Raw genomic sequence first — 21,156 nt, 5'->3', positions numbered from 1 at the left:
GGTGAAGAGAGTTGTCCTCAAACCGCCGACCAGGCTTCCCGGCACACCGCGGGGAACCCTACACGTTCTTCACGCGGCATTGACAGGACCTTGGCGTGCAGTCAGGTAGGGCTGCCATTGCCGAATCCCGGCAGAGAGCACTGCCCGTGTCCAGGATCATGTCGGTTCACAGCAGGTTCTCGATCTCGCGGAGTTCCTGGCGTGCGGTGTCCGGCTCGGCGCGCTCGCGGTCCAGGACCAGCAGGAGGAAGAGCCCCTCGTGGGTCCGGCGGGTCAGCGGGCGGAGGACGTGGTACTCGCTGTCAAGGGTGACCAGGATGTCCTCGAGCTGTTCCGGCTTGCGGCCCATCAGGTCCAGGGCGGAGAGATGGGCGCGTACAACGTCGGTGCCGCTGTGGGCGACCCGGTTCAGATCGAGATCCTTCCGGTGGCTCAAGGTGCCGAGTGGCATGCGGCTGAGGTAGTCGACGATGGCGACGCCGAGCGCTCCGTCGAGGCGCATCGCCCGGTTGAGCGCGAACTGGATGGCGGACACGGTCGGCCCTTTCTTCGGCACAACGGCGATCTTCCGTGCCGACCAGGCTTCCCGGCGCTCCAGTCCCGGCCGACCTCCCTTTGCGGGCCACGCGGCGGGTCACCTTTGCATCGTGCCATGGTTCGCGGCTGTTCGGCTCTCCCCAGGTGGATTCCCGGCGTGCGGTCTCTGGGCCCAGGCGGGTCCGCGGGCGTTCTTCTTCGCGTGTAGTCCTCCCCGCGATCCGAATCGTGTCCGCCTTGGCCGCCCCCTCCCTGGCTGTCACCACCCAGTGCACCGTCCCTGGAAAGACTCCATTCGATGCAGCGCGCCTCATCCGGCAGTCACCGCCGACGAGGACGGCTGAGTGACGGCGGATCCAGGCGCGGCGTGGGTTGCCGTGGGCAACTCGTGGGGCAGGTCCTCCAACTGCTGCACGATGATGTCGTCCGTCGCGTCGTCAGGAGTGCCCGCGCTGGTGGAGAACCAGGACCAGGCTCCCAGGGCCAGAGCGACCGCCGCAGCCGTGGCGATCACGTGGCCGACGCGCCGGAGCCTCGCGCGGCGGTCCAGGTTGCGCCAGGCCGGGCCGGGCAAAGCGTCGTCCGGCTGCCACAGGCCGCTGACCGCGTCCATCCCGGAGCTGGCCGACTCGTCGTGCGGATACTGCGTGCGCGGCTCTGCTCTGTCCGCGCCGACCATTCGGGGGTGCGGCCCCGGTGCGCGTTCTCGGGCGGAGGGATCTTTGGGGGCGGACCGGCGGATCGCCCCCTCGCTGTCCGTAAGGAACTTCAGCCAGACTTCCTCGGAGCTGGATGGCGTACCGCCCCGCTTTTCGGGTGTTCCCTCGCCGTCTGGCTCTTGGGTGGTCATGGTCCCCGTCTCCCTGACCCTCGCGTATCGGGCTCCTGGCCGTGAGGTCCAGCGGTGGTGGACCAACAAGAGGCGGGGGAGCCCGCCGACGGCCGATGCGCCGTCCCGCTTACCTTGCCGGTGTCACTCGTGGGCGCCGGACGGCAATCAGCCGTCGGCCTGGCCCCCTGCTCGATCATTGCATGATGCAAAATGAGATCGCCAGTCCCTCTGGCCGCTTTTTGCGCACTTCCCTGCGATGGCTCGGGCAGTGCGCCTCGTGCCGAGGCGAGGGGGCATCGACCTGGCGGTGACACAGGACGAGAAGTTCCTCTACGTGCAGAACGCCGTCTCCGGCACGGTCGACGGCTTCCGCCTTCGCCGACTCCGGCATGGAGGGCATCCCCGCGGTGTAAGGGAAAGCGGCCACCGCGGCACCGACGCCCCGGACACCGCGTCCGGGACGTCACGCGCGCGGGCGTCCGTGCTGATGGTGTCCAAGGGACGCGTCGAGGCGTACGAAGGGGATGTCCCGCCCAGCCTCGCGATACGACGCCTCGCTGCCGTCGACGGGAAAGCCCATGTATGCGCACAGGCGGCGGGTCGTGCGGGGATGCCGCCGGGCGTAGTCGGCCATGATCCCGGCGCCTTCGTCGGGTGTGGGGAAGTGGGCGGTGACGGCGTGCGGTCGGTTGCCGAATTGGATGAGGGTCTTCGGTTGCGCGTGCAGGTTCTGGTACCAGTCGGCCTTCGGCCCGAATCCGGAGGCGATGGTCCAGCTTGCGCCGATCGGGTCGTAGGACACCACTTCGAGGACCACCCTGCGGTCCAGGCCGCTGACGCGGCCGACGTGGTGCAGCAGGAGCAGCCGTTTTCCGAAGAGGGATCCCAGCCCCGCGCGGAAGAGCAGGATCGGCAGCCGCAGAGCCAGGCGTCGCCATCCGGTGGGGAGTTGGGGGCGGCGAGGTGTGGTTTGTCTGTGTGTCATGGTCGTCTCCGCGGGTCGGGAATGTCGGCTCTCGGCCTCGATTGGGTAAAGGACCGGGGTTGTGAGCCGCCTCGCGCATGCCACCTTTGCATAGTCTAAAGGTGGGGGAGGGGCGCCCGTGGGGACGAGGGGCGGCTCTCGAGCGCCGCGACACCGCTGGAGTGCGACATGACCGACAAGAGACCGCCATCGAGCTGGACCGTGCTGTCCTGGATGCCGGTGGTGGTGATGGCGATCGTCGCGGTGATGGATGTCGTGGCCGGTCCGGGGGTCGGGTTTCTCCCGCTCGTCTCGCTCGGGCCTGCCTTTTCCGGGCTGGTCGGGGGATGGCGTCGTACGGCGGTGTTCGGACTGGTGGCCATGGTGCTGTGCGTGGCCCTCGGGTTGTACGACGGGTTGTTCGAGGAGCGTCGGGGGTTCACCGCGCTGGCCTCGGTGGCCGGCGTGACGGGCGTCGGTATCGCGGCGGCCGTGATGCGTTCGCGCCGGGAAGGGGAGCTGGCCAGTGTCCGGTCGATCGCGGAGGTGGCTCAGCGGGTGCTGCTGCGGCCGGTGCCGCTGACGGCGGGGCCGTTGCAGGCGGCGGTGTCGTACACCTCGGCTGTCGCGGAGGCGCGCATCGGCGGGGACCTGTACGAGGTGGTGGCCTCGCCGCACGGCATCCGGGTGATCGTGGGCGATGTGCAGGGCAAGGGACTTGCCGCGGTGGAGACGGCGGCTGTCGTCCTTGGTGCGTTCCGGGAGGCGGCGCACGACGAGCCGGACCTGGTGGGGCTCGGCGAGCGCCTGGAGCGCAGCGTGGCCCGGGAGTTGGAGGGCGAGAAGTTCGTCACCGCGATCCTCGCCGAGATCGGCACCCGCCACGAGGCCGTGTTCCTCAACTACGGCCATCCGGCCCCGATGGTCGTACGCAAGGAAGGCGCCGTCGACTTCCCGCAGCCGCCCGCCTACGCGCTTCCGCTGGGGCTGGGTGCACACGGGAGCGAGGGCCCGAAGCCGTATCGGGTGGACTTCGCCCCCGGCGAGCAGCTCCTGCTGTACACCGACGGCGTCACCGAGGCCCGGGACCAGGACGGCCGCTTCTATTCCGTCGGCGAGCGGGCGCACCTGCTGAAGGATCCCGATGCGCACCGCGCCCTGGACGCCCTGCGCGCGGATCTCGCCCAGCATGCCGCCGGGCCACCGCACGACGACGCCGCGATGCTCCTGCTGCGCTACCACGGTCATGAGGAAGGAAAATCTGTTCCCATCGCCTGAGTGAGCAGGGAGTTCGGCGCGGTACAAAGGACGTATGCCGGAGCGCGAGACCCCCGCGGGGGCGATGGGCGATGTTGACGTGGTGACCCGTGCGGTGCTGACCGCGTCGCGACTGCTGGTGGCGGTCTCCGCCCGTTCCCTTGCCGCGGTCGAGGAACGCGTGACGCTCCCGCAGTTCAGAATGCTGGTGGTGCTGTCCACGCGCGGGGCGACCAAGCTGGTCGCGCTCGCCGGCCTGCTCCAGGTGGCGCCGTCCACGGCGATGCGGATGGTCGACCGGCTGATCGCGGCCGGCCTCGCCGACCGGCAGGCCAATCCGGACAACCGCCGCGAGACCCTGCTGCAGCTCACCGGGGAAGGCCGACGCACGGTCGAGGACGTCACCGCCCGGCGTCGCGCCGAGATCGCCGCCATCGTCGAACGGCTCACCCCGACCCAGCGGCTGGCGCTCATGGAGGCCCTTGCCGCCTTCAACGAGGCCGGGGGAGAGCCTCTCGCGCCGGCGCTCGACGATGCGGAACCGCACCCGCTGGGGTGGGCGGTGGACGTTCCGGCGGCCCGCGACGCCTGATCCGCCTGGCGTCACCGTCGGATGTGGGCTGTTATTCTCCACCCTGCGTTTGCATAATGCAAGGGAATCGTGCGGGGGTCCGTGGTCTCGCTGCCTGATCCCGGCAGCGCAGGCAGTGCGGACCGGCCGTCTGCCGCACCAGGACGGCAGACGCTGAAGGTCGCCGAGAAGGGGAGGGAGACGCGCATGCGCCGACGACGTCCTCCCCGGCCCATGCAGGAACGGCACCTGATGGCGCATCTGCGGAGCACGGTGTGGGGGCCCGCCGAGTTCGTCGGCCTGCCGCCGTGGTGGCTGGCGACCGAAGCGCTTCTCGCCGGATGCGTGGGAGCGGGAGCGATCATCGGGGTCGCGGTCGTCGGTGCCTGGTACGGGCTTCCAGGGCTGGCGGACGGCGAGGGCGGCCTGGCGTGTGCCGCCGCGCTCGCCCTCTACCTCTGCGTGGTACGGGCCGGCCGGGCGCTGATCGCGATCGTCGCCCTGCTCGGAGCCTGCCTCGCCCTCCAGGCGCCTCAGGCGGCTGTCGGCCTGGTGCTGGCGGAGCGGGGGCGCGTGGAATCCGCCGTGGTCACCTCGGTCGAGGGCGGACCAGGAGCGGTTTCCAGTCGCGGCCGCTACCTCTGCTCGGTCGCTGACCATGACGGCGTACCGCTGCACGTCCGCATCTGGCGCGGCTGCGGGCAGACCACCCAACCCGGCGATGCCATTGCCGTCGTGTACGACTCGAAGGGGCGCGTGCCGCCGCGCGGCGTGGAGGCCGGAGCGACCCGTTCGGGCCCTCTGCGCGACCTGGGCGGCTGGGTCGCCGCGCTCGTCGTCGCGTGCGTGATTGCGGTCGTACGCTCCTACCGGATCTCCCACACCGCCTCCGACCCTCCTGTCGTCCCGTCCTCCGCGGCTGGACCGTGAGAGGCTGCGCCGCCTCGCCGTTCACTCGATGGTCGGGTTGGGCGTGGGTGTCGGGGAGCTGGTGTTGACGTCCAGGTCCGGGCGCGGGGTGAGAGCGACCATCGGGGCACCGGGCTGGGCGGGGGGCGGGGTCAGCTGGTCCTTGGGGAGCTTGGGCGGGCTCGTCTGCTGGAAGTTGACCTGCTCGTAGTTGACCATGCCGGTGTTCTCCAGGACCGTGATGTGGTCCAGAACCGTGTCGTTGGCGAGGTCGGCCAGCTGGCGGACCAGGACGTTCTCGGTGCTGGCGCGGATCTTGGCGATGGCGGGGAAGATCTGGCCGTGGGTGACGCGCATGATGCTGACGGCGGTGGAGTCGAACTCCTGGCCGCTCTTGGAGTCCACGGTCGCCACGAACTGCTGTTGCTGAGGGCTTGCCTGGTTGGGCAGGGTGATGTTCAGCTCCGGTGCGATCTTCCGGCACATCTCATCGAGCCCGGCGTGCCCGACGATCAGGTGCTCGCCGGCCTCCTTCATCTCCTTCGTGGTGCCCCGCTCCATCGCCATCTCTCCCAAGGGGTACTCCCACAGGCCGGCCGAGCGGACCTTGACGACGAAGTCACGGTCGGCCTCGGTCAGTGGGCCGTACGGGGTGTTGGCGATGATGCGGGACGTGTTCGTCGCCGCGTTCTCGATGCCGAGCATGGCGGGGTAGGCGAGGGCGGCGAGGGTCAGACCCATCGCGCCGAACACGAAGACCGTCCCGGCCTTGTTGCGGGAGATCGGCATGGAGCCTCCTGACGTGAGCGAGCTGTGTGTCAGGGAGTACGGGTGCGCAGGACCCAAGCATCATTGCACTGGGTAAATTTTGCACTGGGGTGCGTGATGTGCATCACAGGCCGTTGTACTTCGGGTCCGGCGGCCGGGGTGAGCGCGCCGTCTCACACGAACACGTGGATCCAGACGGCGCGGGACGGAACACCTCGCGTGTCGACGGCGACGGCCATGTACCAGCCGGGTGGGACGAGGGAGGCGTCGTCAGGCACGCGGACGGTGAGCGTGCCGCCTGCGCGCCGGGTGATGTCCAGGGCGACCGACCGCTGGTCGAAGTCCGTGACATGGGTGGCGGATCCGGGGCGCATGAGTCGCACGCGGCTGATGCCGGCCGGGTCGGTGGTGTGCAGGACGACCTCGCTGCCGTGGTCGACGTCGGTCCGGCCGCCGAGGGCCAGGTCAGGGCGGCGGCCGCCGTGGTGCAGGTAGGGCGGGGCGAAGACCTCGACGCGCTGCTCGAAGTGGCCGGGGCGTGAGTCGGCCTTGTCGGCGAAGAGGGGGTCGGAGCCGAAGACGGCGACACGGCCGTCGGGCAGCAGCAGGGCCTCGGTGTGGTAGTTGCGGCCGACGCTGGGATCGGCGGCGGGCGTGAAGATGTTCTTGGCCGGGTCGTAGATCTGGGACTTGAGGATGTCGCTGGCGCCCTTGCCGCGGTAGTCGTGGCTGCCGCCGGTGGTGAACACCTTGTCGTCCGGGAGGAGCACGCTGTTCAGGTAGCGGGTGTTCTCCGGCAGGCGAGGGCCGGTCGTGAAGGCGGGGTGCTCGGCGTCGAGGTCGACGATCGCGGTGCGGGAGGTGGCCGCCCGGGACTCGCCGACGCCTCCGCCACCCAGCACCATGACCTTCTTGTCCTGCGCGGGCGGCAGCAGGACCGAGGAGGAGGTCTCCAGGACGTCCGGATCCTTCAGGCCGGGGACAGGGGTGAAGACGTTGGTCCTGAGGTCCCACAGGCCGGGGGTTCGGCCTTTGTCGGCGGGCCCGTATCCGGCGTTGGAGCCGGAGTAGAAGATCTTCCGCTTGCCGGTGAGGAAGAAGGACGGGTAGGTGGGGAAGTAGCGGGTCGGTGCCGGGGACCAGGTCTGTGTCCTCGGGTCGTAGATCTCGTTCTTGCCGGGCACGATCTGCCCGATGTCGTCGAGGCCGGAGACGGCGAGGACGCGACCGTCGGAGAGGGTGGTGAGGGTGGGGTACCAGCGGGCCTCTCTCATGGAGCCGACCTTGGTGTACTTCTCGGTGACCGGGTCGAACTCGTAGGCGTCCTTGATGCCTTGGAAGTCCTTCTTGTCGAGGCCGAGCTTGTTGGCGATGCCGTAGAGGTTGCCGGCGTCCTTGCCCTTCAGGCCGACGATGGCGTACTGCTCGGTGGTGTTGGTGATGCCGAGCGGTCCCTCCTCGACCGCTTCGACGAAGACGCGGGCCTCGCTCGCGGTGACCTTCACGGGGCCGATCCGCCCGGTGGGTGTCTTCTTCGCGGCGGGTACGCGTACGGGGAACTGGGAGCGGTACTCCACGCCGGAGGGTGAGCGGAAGAGGGTGCCTTTGGGGAAGGTGCGGGCGCGGTCCGGGTCCTCGTTCTTGACCAGCATGGCGCCGCCGGCTCGTTTCACGTCGCCTTCGAGGACCTCGTAGCGGGCGGTGCCTCCGGCCACGAGGATCTTGCCGTCGGGGAGCTGGGCGTGGCCGCCGCAGAACAGGTCGGCCGGGGTGTCGATCTTCTTGAAGGTGTCCGTGGCCGGGTCCCACAGGGTGCTCTTGAAGGCTCCGCCCTCGAACAGCTTCACGCTGTTGCCGGATCCGGCGATCAGCAGCACCTTGCCGGTGTGCAGCAGGATCGCGTGGATGGAGTTGAGCTGGTACTTCTCCGGGAGCGAGGCGAGTGCCCAGTGGCCGTACTTCGCTTTGTACTCCGGCTGGTTGATCTCGTAGCGGTGGTAGGCGTGCTGGGCGAAGCCCGCCACGGCCGGGGCATTGAGGGCCGCGAGGGCGACCACGGCTGCGACACCGAGCAGGGTCTTGCGGGTGGTCGGACGCGAGGGACGCTGGGCCATCGGGTGCCTCCGCGGTGGGCAGGTCGGTCCCACCGAGGACTACCCTCTGCGGCCCGGGACGCATGGCGGGCCACTCGCTTGCACTATGCAAAATGCCCCGATCCGCGCAATGCGCGGGCTGGCCGCCCGCGTGAGGGGACGTGTCGGGGTCGGATTGTGCCTCCAGCCATCCGGCGCGGACCAGCGAGGTGGTCAGGGGGCAGGCGGTGAAGAAGCCGGCGATATTGATGAGCTGTATCAGCAGCCAGGAGGAGGCCGTCTTCCACCGTCAGATCGGAGGAGGACGGTCTCCTGGTCGCGAGCCCGGTCGCTCGCACCAGCTACTTGCCCGTGATGGCAACGGCTGCGAGACGTAGAACTACCCATGTCCGCTGTGGTGCCCACAGGGCTCGCGCAGGGCCGCGCGAGGTTCGTCCGGCCAAGAGCCCCACTTGTCTGTGCGTGTCGGTCGGCACCTCTTTTGCATTGTGCAAAACTTGTTGGAAGCGGTCGTGGGGTGGGATGACCACGTGGGGAGAGCATCGGTACATGACGGACGCGTCCATGACGAGGCGTACACGATCCGCAGGGCCGGGGCTGGGCCCCTGGGATTGCCCGCGGCCGCCGGGAGGCGAGCGGGGACGGGCGGCTCCCGTGGTGGTGCACAGCCCTTTCGGTAGCGGCGGTCGCCAAGTGTCGGTCAGGGGCGAGCTGGTGGGCATGGCGCGTGGCGTGGTGGACGTTCTGGCGGTGGTGCGCCGGCTGGGCATCGTTCTGGAGTCGGAGGAGGCCGGGGCTACGCCATTGATCGAATGGCGGGGTGGAGGAGCCGATGCCTGGCCGTAGCCGTGCCTAGGTGCGCTGCACGCATGCCGCGGCGATAGCCGCTGGAACGGGGGCCCCGTCCGCCGCCCCGTGGTTAGGCGTCCCCTTCCCCGTGCTGTGAGCGCGCTTACGTACCCCGGGGTAGAAGGCGGGGCCGTCAGGGGGATTTCGCCGCGGTCAGTAGGGCGTAGCCGAGCGTGCCTTCCGCGACCGCTGCACGGGCTGCGCTGAGCACGGGAGGGGCTGCGGTGAGGTCTGCGCCGGCGTCGGCGAGGCGGGTGGGGGCGGTGATCCGCAACAGGTTCAGCCGCGCCTCGATCTGGTCGATCATGCGGAGCATGGTCTGATCGTGGCGCTCGGTGGTCATGACGCGCAGGCCGGCCCGGGCCAGAATCTCGGCGTACTCGTCCAGGGGGCGGGCATCGGCCACGCAGGCGATGCGGGCGACCGGGCCAAGCAGTTCGGGCGGCAGCCGACGTGCGTCAGCGGTGACGTCCGTGATGCCGACGCGACCGCCCAGTTTGAGTACGCGGGCGAACTCGGCGGCTGCCTGCGCCTTGTCGGGGAACGTGCACAGCGCGCACTCGCACACCACCGCATCGAACACCCCGTCCTCGTACGGCAGGTGTTCGGCATCGCCAGTGACGAATACGGCCCGGTCGGCGAGGCCGGCGGCCCGGGCGGCCCCCTGGGCGAGGGCAGTGTTGGCGGGTGCGTAGTCGACGCCGTCCACCCGCACCTCGTGGGCGTAGGCGAGCCGGAGTGCCGTGGTGCCGCGGCCGGAGGCCACGTCCAGCACGCGCAGGCCGGGAGCAAGAGCAAGGATGTCGGCCAGGCGGCCTGTCAGACTGGCGCCGCCGGGATGGTAGGACTCGCCGAGCAGCAGGGCGACGACGTCCTTGGAGTAGGCGTCGGCGCAGCAGGACTTGATCTCGTCATGGTTCACGGCCGGTGCTCCGGGGACTTCGTCGTCTTCGAGCCGTACGGGGTGTCGGTGAGCCGGTCGGCGAGGGGCAGTGCGTTGGGTGCCACGTCGGCGACGGGGACGCCGGACATCTGGGCGCGGACCTGTTCGCGGTAGCCGACGGAGTTGTACGCGCAGAACGGGATGAGCCGCCCGTCCGGGGTGATCTCCTCGACGCAGCACTTCATCAGTTGCTTGACGTTCAGGGTGTAGGGGTCCTGGAAGTCCTGGACCACGATCATGAACGCCTTGTCGTTGACGTCCTTCACGGCCTCGGGGAGGTCGATGCCGCAGGAGTCCGCGCAGTCCAGGGCCTCGGCGGTCGCCCGGAGCTTGTCCTCGGTCGTGGCCGTGCCCATGAACGCTGAGGCGGACCACAGTTTCTCCACGGCCTCGCGGATGCCGTCGTCGGGCAGGACCCGGTTGGTGACGTAGTCGAGGTAGTCCTCGACGTTCAGCAGCCGTGGGATGGGGACCACGATGCGGTTGCCCGGTGCGCCGTCCACCAGCAGGTAGGTGATCGAGCGGCAGGTGGGGAAGCAGCATGGCACGGGGAAGAAGTCGCCCTTGGTGAACCAGCCGGGAAGTTGCTCGCCGATCAGGCGGATCACATCGGGGTTGGTGAGACGGTTCAGCGGGTCGAAGGGGACATGCCGGCCGGAGTGGGTGACCGGCTGGAAAGCCACCGAGCGGACGGCCGGGTGGTCGACGCCGTACTCGATGATGGCGCCCAACTCGTGTTCGTTCAGCCCGTGTTCGACCGCGGCGACCAGGGTGACGGTGAGGCCGGCCTCGGCGCAATTGTCCAGGGCTCGCTGTTTGAACGTACGCAGGTCCCGGCCCCGGATCTCCAGGTGGGTGCGCTCGTCGAAGCCGTCGAACTGGAGGTAGACGTTCACCGACCTGCCGGGCGTCTGGTTGCGCTTGCCGAGTTCGGCGACGAAGGTCGTGTCGGTGGCGAGGCGGATGCCGTTGGTGTTGAGGGTGACGTTCCTGATGGGGCGAGCTTGGGCAAGGCCGATGAAGTCCAGGATGTGCTTGTGGATGGTGGGCTCTCCGCCGGAGAACATCACCACCTCGGCCTCGCCCTCGGACTCCACGAACACGTCGAGCATCCGCGCACACTGCTCGTGGGTGATGGAGTAGCCGTCGCTCTGGTGGCCGGAGTCGGCGAAACAGATCGGGCAGTCGAGGTTGCACGCAGTGTTGACCTCGATGATCCCGAGGCAGGCGTGCTGCTTGTGTTCCGGGCACAGCCCGCAGTCCGAGGGGCAGCCGTCCTTCACCTCGGTTTGGAAGGTGAGCGGGATCGTGCCGGGCTTGTTGAAGCGGGTCGACGATAGGTATTCCTCGGCGTCCCCGTAGACCAGGGCCTCAAACTCCCCGTGCTCGCGGCAGCGTTTACGCAGGTAGACCTTATTGTCACGGATGTTGACCTGAGCGTCGACGGGCGTCTTGCACATGGGGCAGATCGACTTGGTGCACTCCACGAACACCTCGTCCCGGTCCACCTTGCGCTTCGGCACGGGGGCTTGGATCATCCTGGGCTCCTTCACCCGCAGTTGTGGCCGGGCTCCCGGGCCCGGTCTGGACAGTTCGAGAGGACACGGTCGGGCAGCAGTCCTCCGGTCTGGCGCCATCACGGCGCCGGACCCGGCACCACAGTGCGTAAACGGAGCCCATAAGCACCATCACTGCCCTCACGGAAATCAGCCACGGGTTGCGCAGTGCCCCGGCCACGCCGCTGATCCCCCCGCCGGCCAAGAGCAGCGGGTCCGCGCAGCACGCCACCATGAGAACCCCGGCGCCCAGGGCCGCCACCACGCCGCCCCGACGAGGGTGTTCACGGGACGCGGACATCACGGCTCGCCTCCACTCCACCGGGAGGCTCCCGGGCGGGGATCCTGCGGGTGGCGCGCAGTAGCAGTCCGGCGTACAGCAGCATCAGGGCGTCCTGAAGCAGCACGAACCAGCTCAGCGGCTGGGTGAAGTAGACACCGAAGCAGCCGCAGTTGGACACCGTCAGACCAACGTGCGTACGCCTCGGTGGCCAGCAGCGACCACACCACCGACACGGCCGTGTACACCCCTACCGGGGCCAGGGCTTTCGACCCGGGGCGGGCCAGGAACATGCACCGCACACCAGCTCGCCGGCGATCATAGCCACGGCCACCATGGTGGCAGCTCCGCCACTCACCAGCCCGTACGCGGACCGGATCGTGGGTATGTGGCGGAATGAGGCGAGCTGGCCGATGGCCATCGCCGTATACACCGAGCCCAGCACGAACCTCAGCACCATGATCCGAACTTAGGTCCCGGTGCGGGGCGAGAACTGTAAGCGCGCTCACCGAACTGGCGCCCGACTCGCGGCACGATCAGCAGCGATGTCCACCGCGCCAGGCCGGTGTCCCAGGGTTCGGGAGGTGCCGGGAGAACGGTCAGCAGGTGCCCGTCCGTCGAGGCGCCAGGTACTGAAGTGCGCCGGAGCGATCGGGGCGGTCACCACGTGCGGGTGACTGCCGGCGGCTCACGACAGGGCCGCGCGCCGCTCCGCCTCCTGCCGGACTATGGCCAGGGACGCGGCCACGGTGGCCTCCCACCGCGAGGCCACCACCGAGCCCCACCAGTGCCCCGCCCGCCACAGGTCGGTGGCGAGTTCACCCTCGTACACCAGCCGCGTGCCCCCTTCGTGGTCCCGAAGCGTGAAGGACTCCGTGACGGCGGGCACGGGGCCGCGCACCAGGTGGAAGTCGACCCGTTCCGGGCGGGTGAACCGAACCGTCTCCACCGTCGTGGCCGTCAGCCGCCCGCCCGCGACCGGGGTGTGATGGGCGACGAGCACCATGTCGGACCCCCGCTCCACCACCTGCACCTTCTCCCGCATCGCCCGGGTCGCCCGCCCCAGATAGGGCTGGGCGATCACCTCAAAAACCGTCTCACGCGGTGCTGCGACGTCGATGGTCTGCGGCCCCAGGGGGCGAGTCCGCCGCCCCATCCCCACATCGAGCGGCAGGGCGCCTGTGACCAGCCCCAGATACCCGGCTGCCACTGCGCCCCCACCCGCCGCCGCCACGACTGCCAGTCGCCCGAACCAGGTCATGTCCAGCTCCTTCCACGGCAGTACGCTACGGCCGACGCGTCCGGGGATCCGTGAGCGCGCTCACGTTCGGCGCTGGGCAGGGCGCCTACCTTGAGTGCGACGCCTCCGGAAAGGTCAGGTTGTGCGCGTATCCGCCTTTGACGACGACAGCCGCGCCGCGACCAATGCCCTGTTGGCGGCAGCGAGAGAAGCCCACTGGAGACCTCATGCCGTCGCCCGCTTCCTGTGGCAGGCTATGGACCGGTCAACGCGGCAGGCGGCCCGCCGCCCCCGGGCACTCACCGAACTCACAGCTCTGCACTGCCTGCTGCTGCCCCTGACCCGGACGCGGCAGGACCGTAGATGGGTGACGGTCAGCTGGACCCTTGGTGCTCTGCACCTGGGCCTGCTGGAGCGCCGTGACCGGCTCTCCGCTGCCGACGCGCTCACCCTGATCCGCGGCAATCTCCCCGCCACGACCGTCGGAGCGAGTCGCTTCGCGGGCGTCCTGGCCATGGCCTCCGATCTGGTGGATGGCCGACTGGCCCGGCGTCAGGCCGCCGTGTCCCCGTTCGGCGACTATGCGGACTCCTTCGCCGACGCGGCGTTCTGGACCTGGCTTGCTGTCCGGCACGAACCGAGCCATACGGTCCGGGCGGCGGCCATCGCCGCCTGGGCGGCACCGATAGCCGCGGTCACTGCTGTCGCCATACGCCGCGGCACAATGCCGGAGCGGCCCCGACCCGCGCTGCTGCGACCGGCCGCAGCCATGCAGGGCGTCATCGCGCTCCGCCACCTGCTACGCCGCTGACCCGGCGCCGCCGCTTTGCGCGGGCTCCGGGGTGCCTTTCACCACGATGCCCTGCCGGAACGCGACATGGTTCTTGATCCGGCGGGCAAGCGGGCTTGGGTGCGGGTAGTACCAGGCCGCGTTCCGGTTGGTCCGCCCGTCGACCGTGACGGTGTAGTAGCGGGCGAGCCCCTTCCAAAAGCACAGCGATCGGCTGCGGGAATCGGTGAAGTACTCGCGGCGCAGCGCCTCGGCTGGGAAGTAGTGGATGCCCTCGACAATCACCGTGCGTGGGGCTTCGGCGATCACCGTGCCGTTCCATACAGCGCGCAGCACTACAGTGCTCCTCGTCATGCGCGGGGGAGGTTCCTCACTTCCAGAACGCTACGCACGGTGGAGAACGCCGCTCAGTAATCGTGCTCACTGTTCGTCCCGGCCAGGACACGGAAGGCGTCGGCGTCCGTGCACTCGGCCGGGTCGGTCGCGGCGCCTGCTCAGCGAGGGCGCACAACGCGGTGGGAGTCTTGCGCAGTTCGGCCTGACGCCGCTCGATGTCGGCGAGGTGGTGGTCGATGAGCGCATCACCACCACAGGCTTGGCGTGCGCACCGTGGCGAGGGGCGGCTTTACCCGGCGGGCATGCGCGTGAGGTGTTCGCGCAGTGTGGCGGCGAACTCCTCGGCCCGTGCCAGTTGGGTGCGGAGCTTCTCCACCTGCTCGGTTGCGCCCTGCTCGTACCGGCGGACGCGCTCCAGCAGGGCCTCCCGATCTTCTGCCGCGAGCTCCTCGCCGGAGTCGAGCCGGTCGGTGGCGTCCAGCAGATCGCGCATCTCGTCCAGGGTGAAGCCGAGCGGCTTCATGCGGCGGATGACCATCAGGCGGGCCACGTCGGCCTCGGTGTAGAGGCGGAAGCCGCCCTGGGAGCGGGCGGAGGGGATGACCAGGCCGGTCTCCTCGTAGTGCCGGATGGTGCGCAGCGACAGCTCGGTCCGTGCGGCGACCTCGCCGATCTGCATGTGCTCGCTGCTCACGCGGGCACCCCTTTTCTCTGTCGCCGAGGCCACAGGCGGCCAGCGTCGATCTCTACCGTAACGTTAGGGTAGAGTAAGTGATCGCTGGGGTCGGCTCCGCGCCGTCCCCGTTCCCACGGTGCGGGATGGATCTTTCCCGTGACCGACAGCCGTGTCGGGGCCGACGATGCCCCCAGCGAAAACCGATGCCCGTAGGAGAGAGCGTGCGCATGCCCATGACGCCCAGCGCCGCCGCCTGCCCGCCGTGATCCTTCGCCCCTGAGCAGCGCCCGGAGTTCTCGCTCGCGTCCGCTGCTGCCTTCTGACTACAGCCCGCCGTACGTGGGCTTCGCGGATGGCTGTCCCGGCCTTCCCGCGCCTTCTCGCACGCCCCCATGGATGCTGGCGTGCCCGAGCACGACAGGTACTTGTCTTGTCTACGTCCGCACTGTCTCCTGCCACGCGACTGCGCGGCCTGCGCCCCGACTGGCTGTCCGACCCGAAGGTCTGGCGCACGGAGGTCCTGGCAGGCCTGGTGGTCGCGCTTGCGCTGATCCCGGAGGCGATCTCGTTCTCCATCATCGCCGGGGTCGACCCGGCGATCGGCCTGTTCGCGTCCTTCACCATGGCCGTGACCATCTCGATCGTCGGCGGACGTCGCGCGATGATCTCAGCTGCGACCGGTGCCGTCGCCCTGGTCATCGCCCCGCTCAACCGTGAGTACGGCTTCGGCTACCTGGTCGCGACCGTGATCCTGGCCGGCGTATTCCAGATCATCCTCGGTGCGCTCGGCGTCGCGAAGTTGATGAGATTCGTGCCCCGCTCGGTGATGGTGGGCTTCGTCAACGCCCTAGCCATCCTGATCTTCATGGCCCAGGTTCCCGAGTTGCACGACGTGCCCTGGCCCGTCTACCCGCTGATCATCGGCGGCTTGGCGCTCATGGTGTTCTTCCCGAAGATCACGACCGTGATTCCGGCGCCGCTCGTGTCCATCGTCATCCTCACCGTGATCACGGTCGCCGCCGGAATCGCGGTGCCGACGGTGGGCGACAAGGGCGACCTGCCGTCCTCCCTGCCGGTACCGGGCCTGCCCGACGTGCCCTTCACGATGGAGACCCTGACCACCGTCGCCCCTTATGCACTCGCGATGGCGCTGGTCGGCCTGATGGAATCCTTGATGACCGCGAAGCTGGTCGACGACATCACCGACACGCACTCCTCCAAGACCCGCGAGTCCCTCGGGCAGGGCATTGCCAACATCGTCACCGGCTTCTTCGGCGGCATGGGCGGCTGCGCCATGATCGGCCAGACGATGATCAACGTGAAGGTGTCCGGCGCCCGCACGCGCCTGTCCACCTTCCTGGCAGGGGCGTTTCTGATGGTGCTGTGCATCGTCTTCGGGCCGGTCGTCTCCGACATTCCCATGGCGGCGTTGGTCGCGGTGATGGTGATGGTGTCCTTCGCGACCTTCGACTGGCACTCCATCGCCCCGAAGACCCTGAAGCGGATGCCAGCCGGGGAGATCGCCGTCATGGTCATCACCGTGGCCAGCGTGGTCTCCACCGACAACCTCGCCATCGGCGTCGTCATCGGCTCCATCACCGCCATGGTGATCTTCGCCAAGCGGGTCGCTCACCTCGCAAACGTCACCGCGGTCATCGACCCCGATGGCACCACCGTCGTCTACCGGGTCACCGGTGAGCTGTTCTTCGCCTCCTCCAACGACCTCGTCGGCCAGTTCAACTACGCCACCGACCCCGACAAGGTCGTCATCGACCTGACCGACGCCCACATCTGGGACGCCTCCTCGGTAGCCGCCCTGGACGCGATCGAGACCAAGTACGAGCAACGCGGCAAGACCGTCGAGATCGTGGGCCTGAACCAGCCGAGCGCCCAGATCCACGAAAAGCTCAGCGGCGAACTCGCCGGCAGTCACTGACCAATCAGTCGAATACGAGGACCGCTGTGGAGGTAGTAAGCGTCCGCCGCGGCCTTCGCAGCGCCTGCAGCCAATGTGCGAACAAACGGCTCCTGGACGCCACTCGATTCAGGGACAGCGCTACATTGTTTATTCGCACCCGGGTTTGCCGACATCAAAGGTGAGCTGCACAAATCCATCGCAGATGCCTCGCACTACACGGCCTCGCCTAGAGAATTCGTGCTTGTCGGGGCAGTGCGCCAGCTCGGACAGTTAGGCGCGTCGTCGTCGGCCGGAGCGTTACGATGGTCACTGGCTGTGACCTGTGATTGCAGCGCGGCGGTGGGGTCCGCCGTACCCGAACCGCGGCACCGGTGCCGCCAACGGTCTCTGCTTGCGGTGGTGTGTGCCCGTGTCCGTGGGCCATGGCGAGTAGGAGATGTACGTTCATGACAGCCCCGAATCCTCGGATGGTGGGCGAGCCCACGGATCCCGACGTCGATCTGCGGGTACCCGCTCAGTGGCAGCTGTTCTGGCGGGTACAGGGACCGACCGTGACGGTGGTGGCTCTCGGCGGCGGGCTCGGGGCAGCGGCCCGGTATGGGGCGGCGCAGCTGTGGCCGGTCGCGGCGGGCGGGTTTCCGTGGACCACGTTGTGGGTCAACGCGGTCGGCTGCGCGGTGATCGGCGTGTTCATGGTGGTCATCAGCGATGTGTGGGCGGCACACCGGCTGGTGCGGCCGTTCTTCGGCACCGGGGTGTTGGGCGGGTTCACGACGTTCTCGACGTATGCCGTGGACATTCAGCGGCTGGTGGACGCCGGTGAGGCGCGGACGGGGCTGGCGTATCTGGCCGCGATGCTGCTGATGGCGCTCGCGGCGGTGTGGCTCGCGGTGACGGCAACGCGCCGCGTTGTGGCATGGAGGCAGCGATGACGAGGCTGACGGGCAGCGCCCTGCGGGTGACGGTCTTCATCGGGGAGAACGATGTCTGGCACCACAAGCCGCTGTACACGGAGATCGTGCACCGCGCGCACCGGGCCGGACTGGCGGGTGCCAGCGTGTTCCGCGGGATCGAGGGGTTCGGTGCCTCGTCGCTGATCCACACCTTGCGGCTGCTGTCGCTGAGTGAGGACCTGCCGGTGGTGATCGTGATCGTGGACACCGAGGAGCGAGTGCGGGCTTTCCTGCCGCAGCTGGACGAGGTGGTGGGTGAGGGGCTGGTGATCCTCGACGAGTGCGAGGTCATCAGGTACGTGGGCAGGGGGCAGGACGCGTGAACTGGCTGCTGGTGGTGGTCGGCGGGATGGTTGGCGTGCCGCTGCGGTATCTGACCGACCGGGCGGTGCAGAAGCGGCACGACACGGTCTTCCCTTGGGGCACCTTCACTGCCAACGTTGTCGGCTGCTTTGTCCTTGGCCTGCTGGCCGGAGTGGCAGTGGCCGGGGCCGCCTCCTCGCACATGCAGCTGCTGTTCGGTACCGGGCTGTGCGGGGCTTTGACGACGTATTCAACGTTCTCGTACGAGACGCTGCGGCTGGCCGAAGACGGGGCGAAGTTCTTCGCCGCGGCCAACATCGTCGCAAGCGTCGTGGCGGGCCTGGGCGCGGCGTTCATCGGAGCGGCCTTCGCAGAGGCGTTGTGGGCGTGAGAGCCCGGAGATGGCCGACGCGGGGCCGGGAGAGCCGCTCTCCACGATCATGTCCAACTCCAGCGTGGCCCTCTTCTTGCGCCGGTGTCCTCAACTGGGGTGTGGGGTAAGCCGATTGGCCTCCGTGTTGCGGGCGTGGACGGTCCCGTACGGACGGACAGCCGTGTCCAGCGGCGGGGCTGTTCGCGCGGTGGAAGCGGCACTACCGTCGATTGGGTTCCGTACCGGAAGGCGCGGCCACATCCTCCACCCATCCCGCCGCGTCTGAACATGCGATTGCTTGGCGTGCCGTCAGCTGTCCGCAGTGGCTGATGTGAGGGCGGCGAGGGCGGCGTCGAGGCGGCGGGTGGCCTCCTCGGCGACCGGGCGCAGCGCGTCGAGTTCGGTGAGGGCGACCATCGTGTTCGGGTCGAGGGCTTGTACGGCGGTGCGGTCACCGTCCCGGCGGACGACCACGTTGCAGGGCAGCAGCAGGCCGATGGAGCGGTCGGTCTCCAGGGAGCGGTGTGCGAGGGGCGGGTTGCAGGCGCCGAGGATCACGTAGTCCTCCATGTCGTGGTCGAGCTTGGCCTTGAGGGTGGCGGTGACGTCGATCTCGGTGAGGATGCCGAAGCCCTGGGCGGCGAGGGCGTCGCGGACTCGGCCCACGGTGGTGGCGAAGTCGGTGTCGACGTGCACGGTGCGGTCGTAGCGCATGGCAGTGATCCTTCTGGTCGGCTCGCGCGGCGCGGAACGGGTGTCCGTTCCTGTGCGAGGTACTCGTGAAGCGTTTTCCAGGGCTTCCCATGCCCCTGGAAATACCCCCTGGGGTACTCGTGTTACGGTCGTAAGTATACCCCCAGGGGTAATTCTTCGCTGGAAGGGAGTACGTCGTGTTCTTCGTCGACTCGATTGAGGTGGCCGGGCTCGGCAATCGCAGTTACCTGGCGGGCGGCGAGCGGACGGCGGTGGCGGTCGACCCGCCCCGTGACGTGGACCAGGTGATTGCGGCGGCAGCCCGGCGCGGGGTGCGGATCTCGCATGTCGTCGAGACGCACGTGCACAACGACTACGTCACCGGCGGACTGGAGCTCGCGCGGCTCACAGGCGCCGCCTACCTCGTTCCTGCCGGGGCCCGTGTCTCCTTCGCGCGCGTACCGGTGCACGACGGCGACCGTACGGAGATCGACTCCGACGCCGGGCTGACCCTCCGCGCGCTCGGGACACCCGGCCACACCCCGCATCACACCTCCTATGCGCTGGAGGAGAACGGCACAGCAGTCGCGGTGTTCACCGGCGGCTCCCTGCTGATCGGCACCGTCGGCCGGCCCGATCTCGTGGAACCGCGGCTGACCGATCGGCTCGCCCGCGCACAGCACGCCTCTGCGCACCGCCTGGCCGCCGAACTGCCCGACGACACGGCTGTGTTGCCGACGCACGGCTTCGGCAGCTTCTGCTCTTCCGCCCAGGCGGAGGGCAGCGACACGACCATCGGCAAGGAGAAGGCGTCCAACGAAGCCCTCACCCGGGACGTGGACGACTTTGTCGCCGACCTGCTGGCCGGCCTGGACGACATCCCCGCGTACTACACGCACATGGGGCCAGTAAACGCGGCCGGACCCGCGCCAGTCGACCTCACCCCGCCCGCCGTGGCGGACCCGGACGAGATCGCCGCCAGGCTGGCGGCGGGGGAGTGGGTGGTGGACCTGCGCAACCGTGTGGCCTTCGCCGCGGAGCATGTGTCCGGCTCGTTCAACTTCGAGGCCGAAGGGCAGCTCGCCACGTATCTCGCCTGGCTGATCCCGTGGGGTAAGCCGGTCACGCTGCTCGCCGAATCGGCCGAGCAGCTCGCCGCCGCCCAGCGCGAGCTGGTGCGCGTGGGCATCGACCGCCCTGCCGCGGCGGCTACCGGCCACCCCGGCGGCTGGGTCCGGGAGAGCGAGGCCCTTGCTTCCTTCCCGCGGGCCACGTTCGCCGATCTCGCCGGCCGGTACCCGGCGGAGGGCGTCGTCGTGCTCGATGTCCGGCGTGCTTCGGAACAGGTGGGCGGATACATCGAGGGCTCGGTCCACATCCCGGTCCACGCCCTGCACCGCCGCCTCGACGAGGTGCCCGCAGGTGAGGTGTGGGTGCACTGCGCCGGCGGGATGCGCGCCGCGATCGCCGCCTCTCTGCTGGAGGCGGCGGGCCGTGACGTCGTCGCCGTCGACGACTCCTTCGACGCGGCCGAGAAGGCCGGACTCGCCGTGCGGAACAGCTGACGGCAGCGAGTGCCGCGGAGCGCCCATCAACCCTCCGTACCGACATGGGAAACAGGAGCCAGACACCGAAATGAGCATCTTCCGACGAGAACGGGGCGGCCCGGGGCGGGTGACCGTGCAGGAGGCGGCCGCGCGCACCGGCCACGGGAACGGAATCGCCGCTGAGAGCGATGCCGACGACGTACTGCTCGACGTCCGCGAACCCTACGAATGGCAGGCGGGGCACGCCCCCGGAGCCGTACACCTGTCCCTCTCGGCGCTGGTCGCCGGGGCCGGACTGCCCGCCGAGGCGCAGGCACGGCCCCTGATCGTGATCTGCCGCTCGGGCAACCGCTCCCGGCAGGCCGCCGAACTGCTGGCCGCCCGGGGCGCGGAGGCCGTGGACGTGATCGGCGGCATGCGGGACTGGGCTGGGGCGGGGCTGCCGGTGGTGGACCAGCGCGGCGGGAACGGCACCGTCGCCTGAGCACTCTGATACTCGCCCTGGCCGCCGCGCTCGGGGGCGGCGGCAGCGTACTGGCTGTCCCTGCCAACCTGGCCCCGCTTGCGACGTGCGCCGGCACGATCGAGAGCCTGGACTGGGTGGTCGTCGGGCGCTTCGTCGCGGCCGCGATCCTCGGTGCCTGGGACGGGAGACGGCCGGTCGCGAGGGTCTACGGACGCATGCTTCAGCGAATCTTCGCCCTGGTGCTGCTGGCGGTGGCGGCCTTCATGCTGATCGATGCGGTGCCGTGGCGACCGCCGCGGCGA

General features: G+C 69.2%; 22 protein-coding genes. 10 read left to right on the top strand and 12 right to left on the bottom strand.

Translation table 11 applies throughout. The features are described from left to right. Positions 1–166: 166 nt before the first annotated feature. From OG828_RS07150 to OG828_RS07140, 3 genes are all read right to left on the bottom strand, one after another. The gene (locus OG828_RS07150; RefSeq protein ID WP_328500508.1) at positions 167–535 is read right to left on the bottom strand and encodes a hypothetical protein; all 369 of its coding nucleotides are present in this window, start codon (positions 533–535) and stop codon (positions 167–169) included. A gap of 312 nt (positions 536–847) precedes the next feature. Then, positions 848–1,387: a hypothetical protein gene (locus OG828_RS07145; RefSeq protein ID WP_328500507.1), complete on the bottom strand. Its 540-nt coding sequence runs from the start codon at positions 1,385–1,387 to the stop codon at positions 848–850. A gap of 445 nt (positions 1,388–1,832) precedes the next feature. Beyond that, positions 1,833–2,354, bottom strand: a complete 522-nt coding sequence (locus OG828_RS07140; protein ID WP_328500506.1) for a nitroreductase family deazaflavin-dependent oxidoreductase — start codon at positions 2,352–2,354, stop codon at positions 1,833–1,835. Positions 2,355–2,522: 168 nt separating this feature from the next. Here OG828_RS07140 and OG828_RS07135 point away from each other — a divergent pair, with 168 nt between their 5' ends. The 3 genes from OG828_RS07135 (at position 2,523) to OG828_RS07125 (ending at position 5,091) form a co-directional block, all read left to right on the top strand. Then, on the top strand, positions 2,523–3,611 hold the full coding sequence (locus OG828_RS07135; RefSeq protein WP_328437163.1) for a PP2C family protein-serine/threonine phosphatase: 1,089 nt from the start codon (positions 2,523–2,525) through the stop codon (positions 3,609–3,611). A gap of 34 nt (positions 3,612–3,645) precedes the next feature. Further along, the gene (locus OG828_RS07130; RefSeq protein WP_328500505.1) at positions 3,646–4,182 is read left to right on the top strand and encodes a MarR family winged helix-turn-helix transcriptional regulator; all 537 of its coding nucleotides are present in this window, start codon (positions 3,646–3,648) and stop codon (positions 4,180–4,182) included. A 186-nt stretch (positions 4,183–4,368) separates the two neighbouring features. Further along, positions 4,369–5,091 carry a hypothetical protein gene (locus OG828_RS07125; protein WP_328500504.1) on the top strand — a complete coding sequence of 241 codons (723 nt, stop codon included), beginning with the start codon at positions 4,369–4,371 and terminating at the stop codon, positions 5,089–5,091. A 21-nt stretch (positions 5,092–5,112) separates the two neighbouring features. Here OG828_RS07125 and OG828_RS07120 read toward each other — a convergent pair whose 3' ends face one another. The 6 genes from OG828_RS07120 to OG828_RS07095 form a co-directional block, all read right to left on the bottom strand. Further along, positions 5,113–5,859, bottom strand: coding sequence for a DUF4142 domain-containing protein (locus OG828_RS07120; RefSeq protein ID WP_328436819.1), 747 nt, complete (start codon positions 5,857–5,859; stop codon positions 5,113–5,115). A 152-nt stretch (positions 5,860–6,011) separates the two neighbouring features. Next, on the bottom strand, positions 6,012–7,952 hold the full coding sequence (locus OG828_RS07115; protein WP_328500503.1) for a kelch motif-containing protein: 1,941 nt from the start codon (positions 7,950–7,952) through the stop codon (positions 6,012–6,014). A gap of 961 nt (positions 7,953–8,913) precedes the next feature. Beyond that, positions 8,914–9,702: a class I SAM-dependent methyltransferase gene (locus tag OG828_RS07110; protein WP_328500502.1), complete on the bottom strand. Its 789-nt coding sequence runs from the start codon at positions 9,700–9,702 to the stop codon at positions 8,914–8,916. Next, positions 9,699–11,261 carry a radical SAM protein gene (locus OG828_RS07105; RefSeq protein ID WP_328500501.1) on the bottom strand — a complete coding sequence of 521 codons (1,563 nt, stop codon included), beginning with the start codon at positions 11,259–11,261 and terminating at the stop codon, positions 9,699–9,701. The genes OG828_RS07110 and OG828_RS07105 overlap by 4 nt, the downstream gene beginning before the upstream one ends. Before the next feature lie 302 nt (positions 11,262–11,563). Continuing rightward, positions 11,564–11,740 (bottom strand): hypothetical protein, encoded by a 177-nt coding sequence (locus tag OG828_RS07100; RefSeq protein ID WP_328500500.1) that lies wholly within the window; start codon positions 11,738–11,740, stop codon positions 11,564–11,566. Between the two features lie 507 nt (positions 11,741–12,247). Further along, positions 12,248–12,820, bottom strand: coding sequence for an SRPBCC family protein (locus OG828_RS07095; protein WP_328500499.1), 573 nt, complete (start codon positions 12,818–12,820; stop codon positions 12,248–12,250). A gap of 235 nt (positions 12,821–13,055) precedes the next feature. Between OG828_RS07095 and OG828_RS07090 the strand changes: the two genes are divergently transcribed. Beyond that, positions 13,056–13,610: a CDP-alcohol phosphatidyltransferase family protein gene (locus OG828_RS07090; protein ID WP_328500498.1), complete on the top strand. Its 555-nt coding sequence runs from the start codon at positions 13,056–13,058 to the stop codon at positions 13,608–13,610. On the opposite strand, the gene OG828_RS07085 is transcribed toward OG828_RS07090, so the two are convergent. Both OG828_RS07085 and OG828_RS07080 read right to left on the bottom strand, forming a co-directional pair. Further along, complete coding sequence (locus OG828_RS07085; protein WP_328500497.1) at positions 13,599–13,925, bottom strand: DUF427 domain-containing protein; 327 nt, start codon at positions 13,923–13,925, stop codon at positions 13,599–13,601. The two genes, OG828_RS07090 and OG828_RS07085, sit on opposite strands and share 12 nt — an antisense overlap. Positions 13,926–14,214: 289 nt before the next feature. Beyond that, complete coding sequence (locus OG828_RS07080; protein WP_328500496.1) at positions 14,215–14,619, bottom strand: MerR family transcriptional regulator; 405 nt, start codon at positions 14,617–14,619, stop codon at positions 14,215–14,217. A 412-nt stretch (positions 14,620–15,031) separates the two neighbouring features. Here OG828_RS07080 and OG828_RS07075 point away from each other — a divergent pair, with 412 nt between their 5' ends. The 4 genes from OG828_RS07075 (at position 15,032) to crcB (ending at position 18,166) form a co-directional block, all read left to right on the top strand. Further along, a complete protein-coding gene (locus tag OG828_RS07075; RefSeq protein WP_328500495.1) occupies positions 15,032–16,537 on the top strand; it encodes a SulP family inorganic anion transporter in 1,506 nt (501 codons plus the stop codon). Positions 16,538–16,965: 428 nt separating this feature from the next. Beyond that, complete coding sequence (locus OG828_RS07070) at positions 16,966–17,451, top strand: fluoride efflux transporter FluC (RefSeq protein WP_328500494.1); 486 nt, start codon at positions 16,966–16,968, stop codon at positions 17,449–17,451. After that, on the top strand, positions 17,448–17,795 hold the full coding sequence (locus tag OG828_RS07065; RefSeq protein ID WP_328500493.1) for a DUF190 domain-containing protein: 348 nt from the start codon (positions 17,448–17,450) through the stop codon (positions 17,793–17,795). Before OG828_RS07070 ends, OG828_RS07065 begins: the two co-directional genes overlap by 4 nt. Next, positions 17,792–18,166 carry a fluoride efflux transporter CrcB gene (gene crcB / locus OG828_RS07060; RefSeq protein WP_328500492.1) on the top strand — a complete coding sequence of 125 codons (375 nt, stop codon included), beginning with the start codon at positions 17,792–17,794 and terminating at the stop codon, positions 18,164–18,166. Before OG828_RS07065 ends, crcB begins: the two co-directional genes overlap by 4 nt. 291 nt (positions 18,167–18,457) lie before the next feature. On the opposite strand, the gene OG828_RS07055 is transcribed toward crcB, so the two are convergent. Next, a complete protein-coding gene (locus tag OG828_RS07055; RefSeq protein ID WP_328500491.1) occupies positions 18,458–18,862 on the bottom strand; it encodes a DUF302 domain-containing protein in 405 nt (134 codons plus the stop codon). Positions 18,863–19,038: 176 nt separating this feature from the next. Between OG828_RS07055 and OG828_RS07050 the strand changes: the two genes are divergently transcribed. Together OG828_RS07050 and OG828_RS07045 are read left to right on the top strand one after the other, a co-directional pair. Next, entirely contained in the window at positions 19,039–20,406 is a 1,368-nt protein-coding gene (locus OG828_RS07050) for an MBL fold metallo-hydrolase (protein WP_328500490.1), read from the top strand. Between the two features lie 70 nt (positions 20,407–20,476). After that, on the top strand, positions 20,477–20,872 hold the full coding sequence (locus OG828_RS07045; protein WP_328500489.1) for a rhodanese-like domain-containing protein: 396 nt from the start codon (positions 20,477–20,479) through the stop codon (positions 20,870–20,872). Positions 20,873–21,156 lie beyond the last annotated feature (284 nt).

The sequence above is a fragment of the Streptomyces sp. NBC_00457 genome (genome assembly GCF_036014015.1).
GTDB lineage: Bacteria > Actinomycetota > Actinomycetes > Streptomycetales > Streptomycetaceae > Streptomyces.
This window is presented reverse-complemented; position numbering and strand designations above follow the sequence as displayed.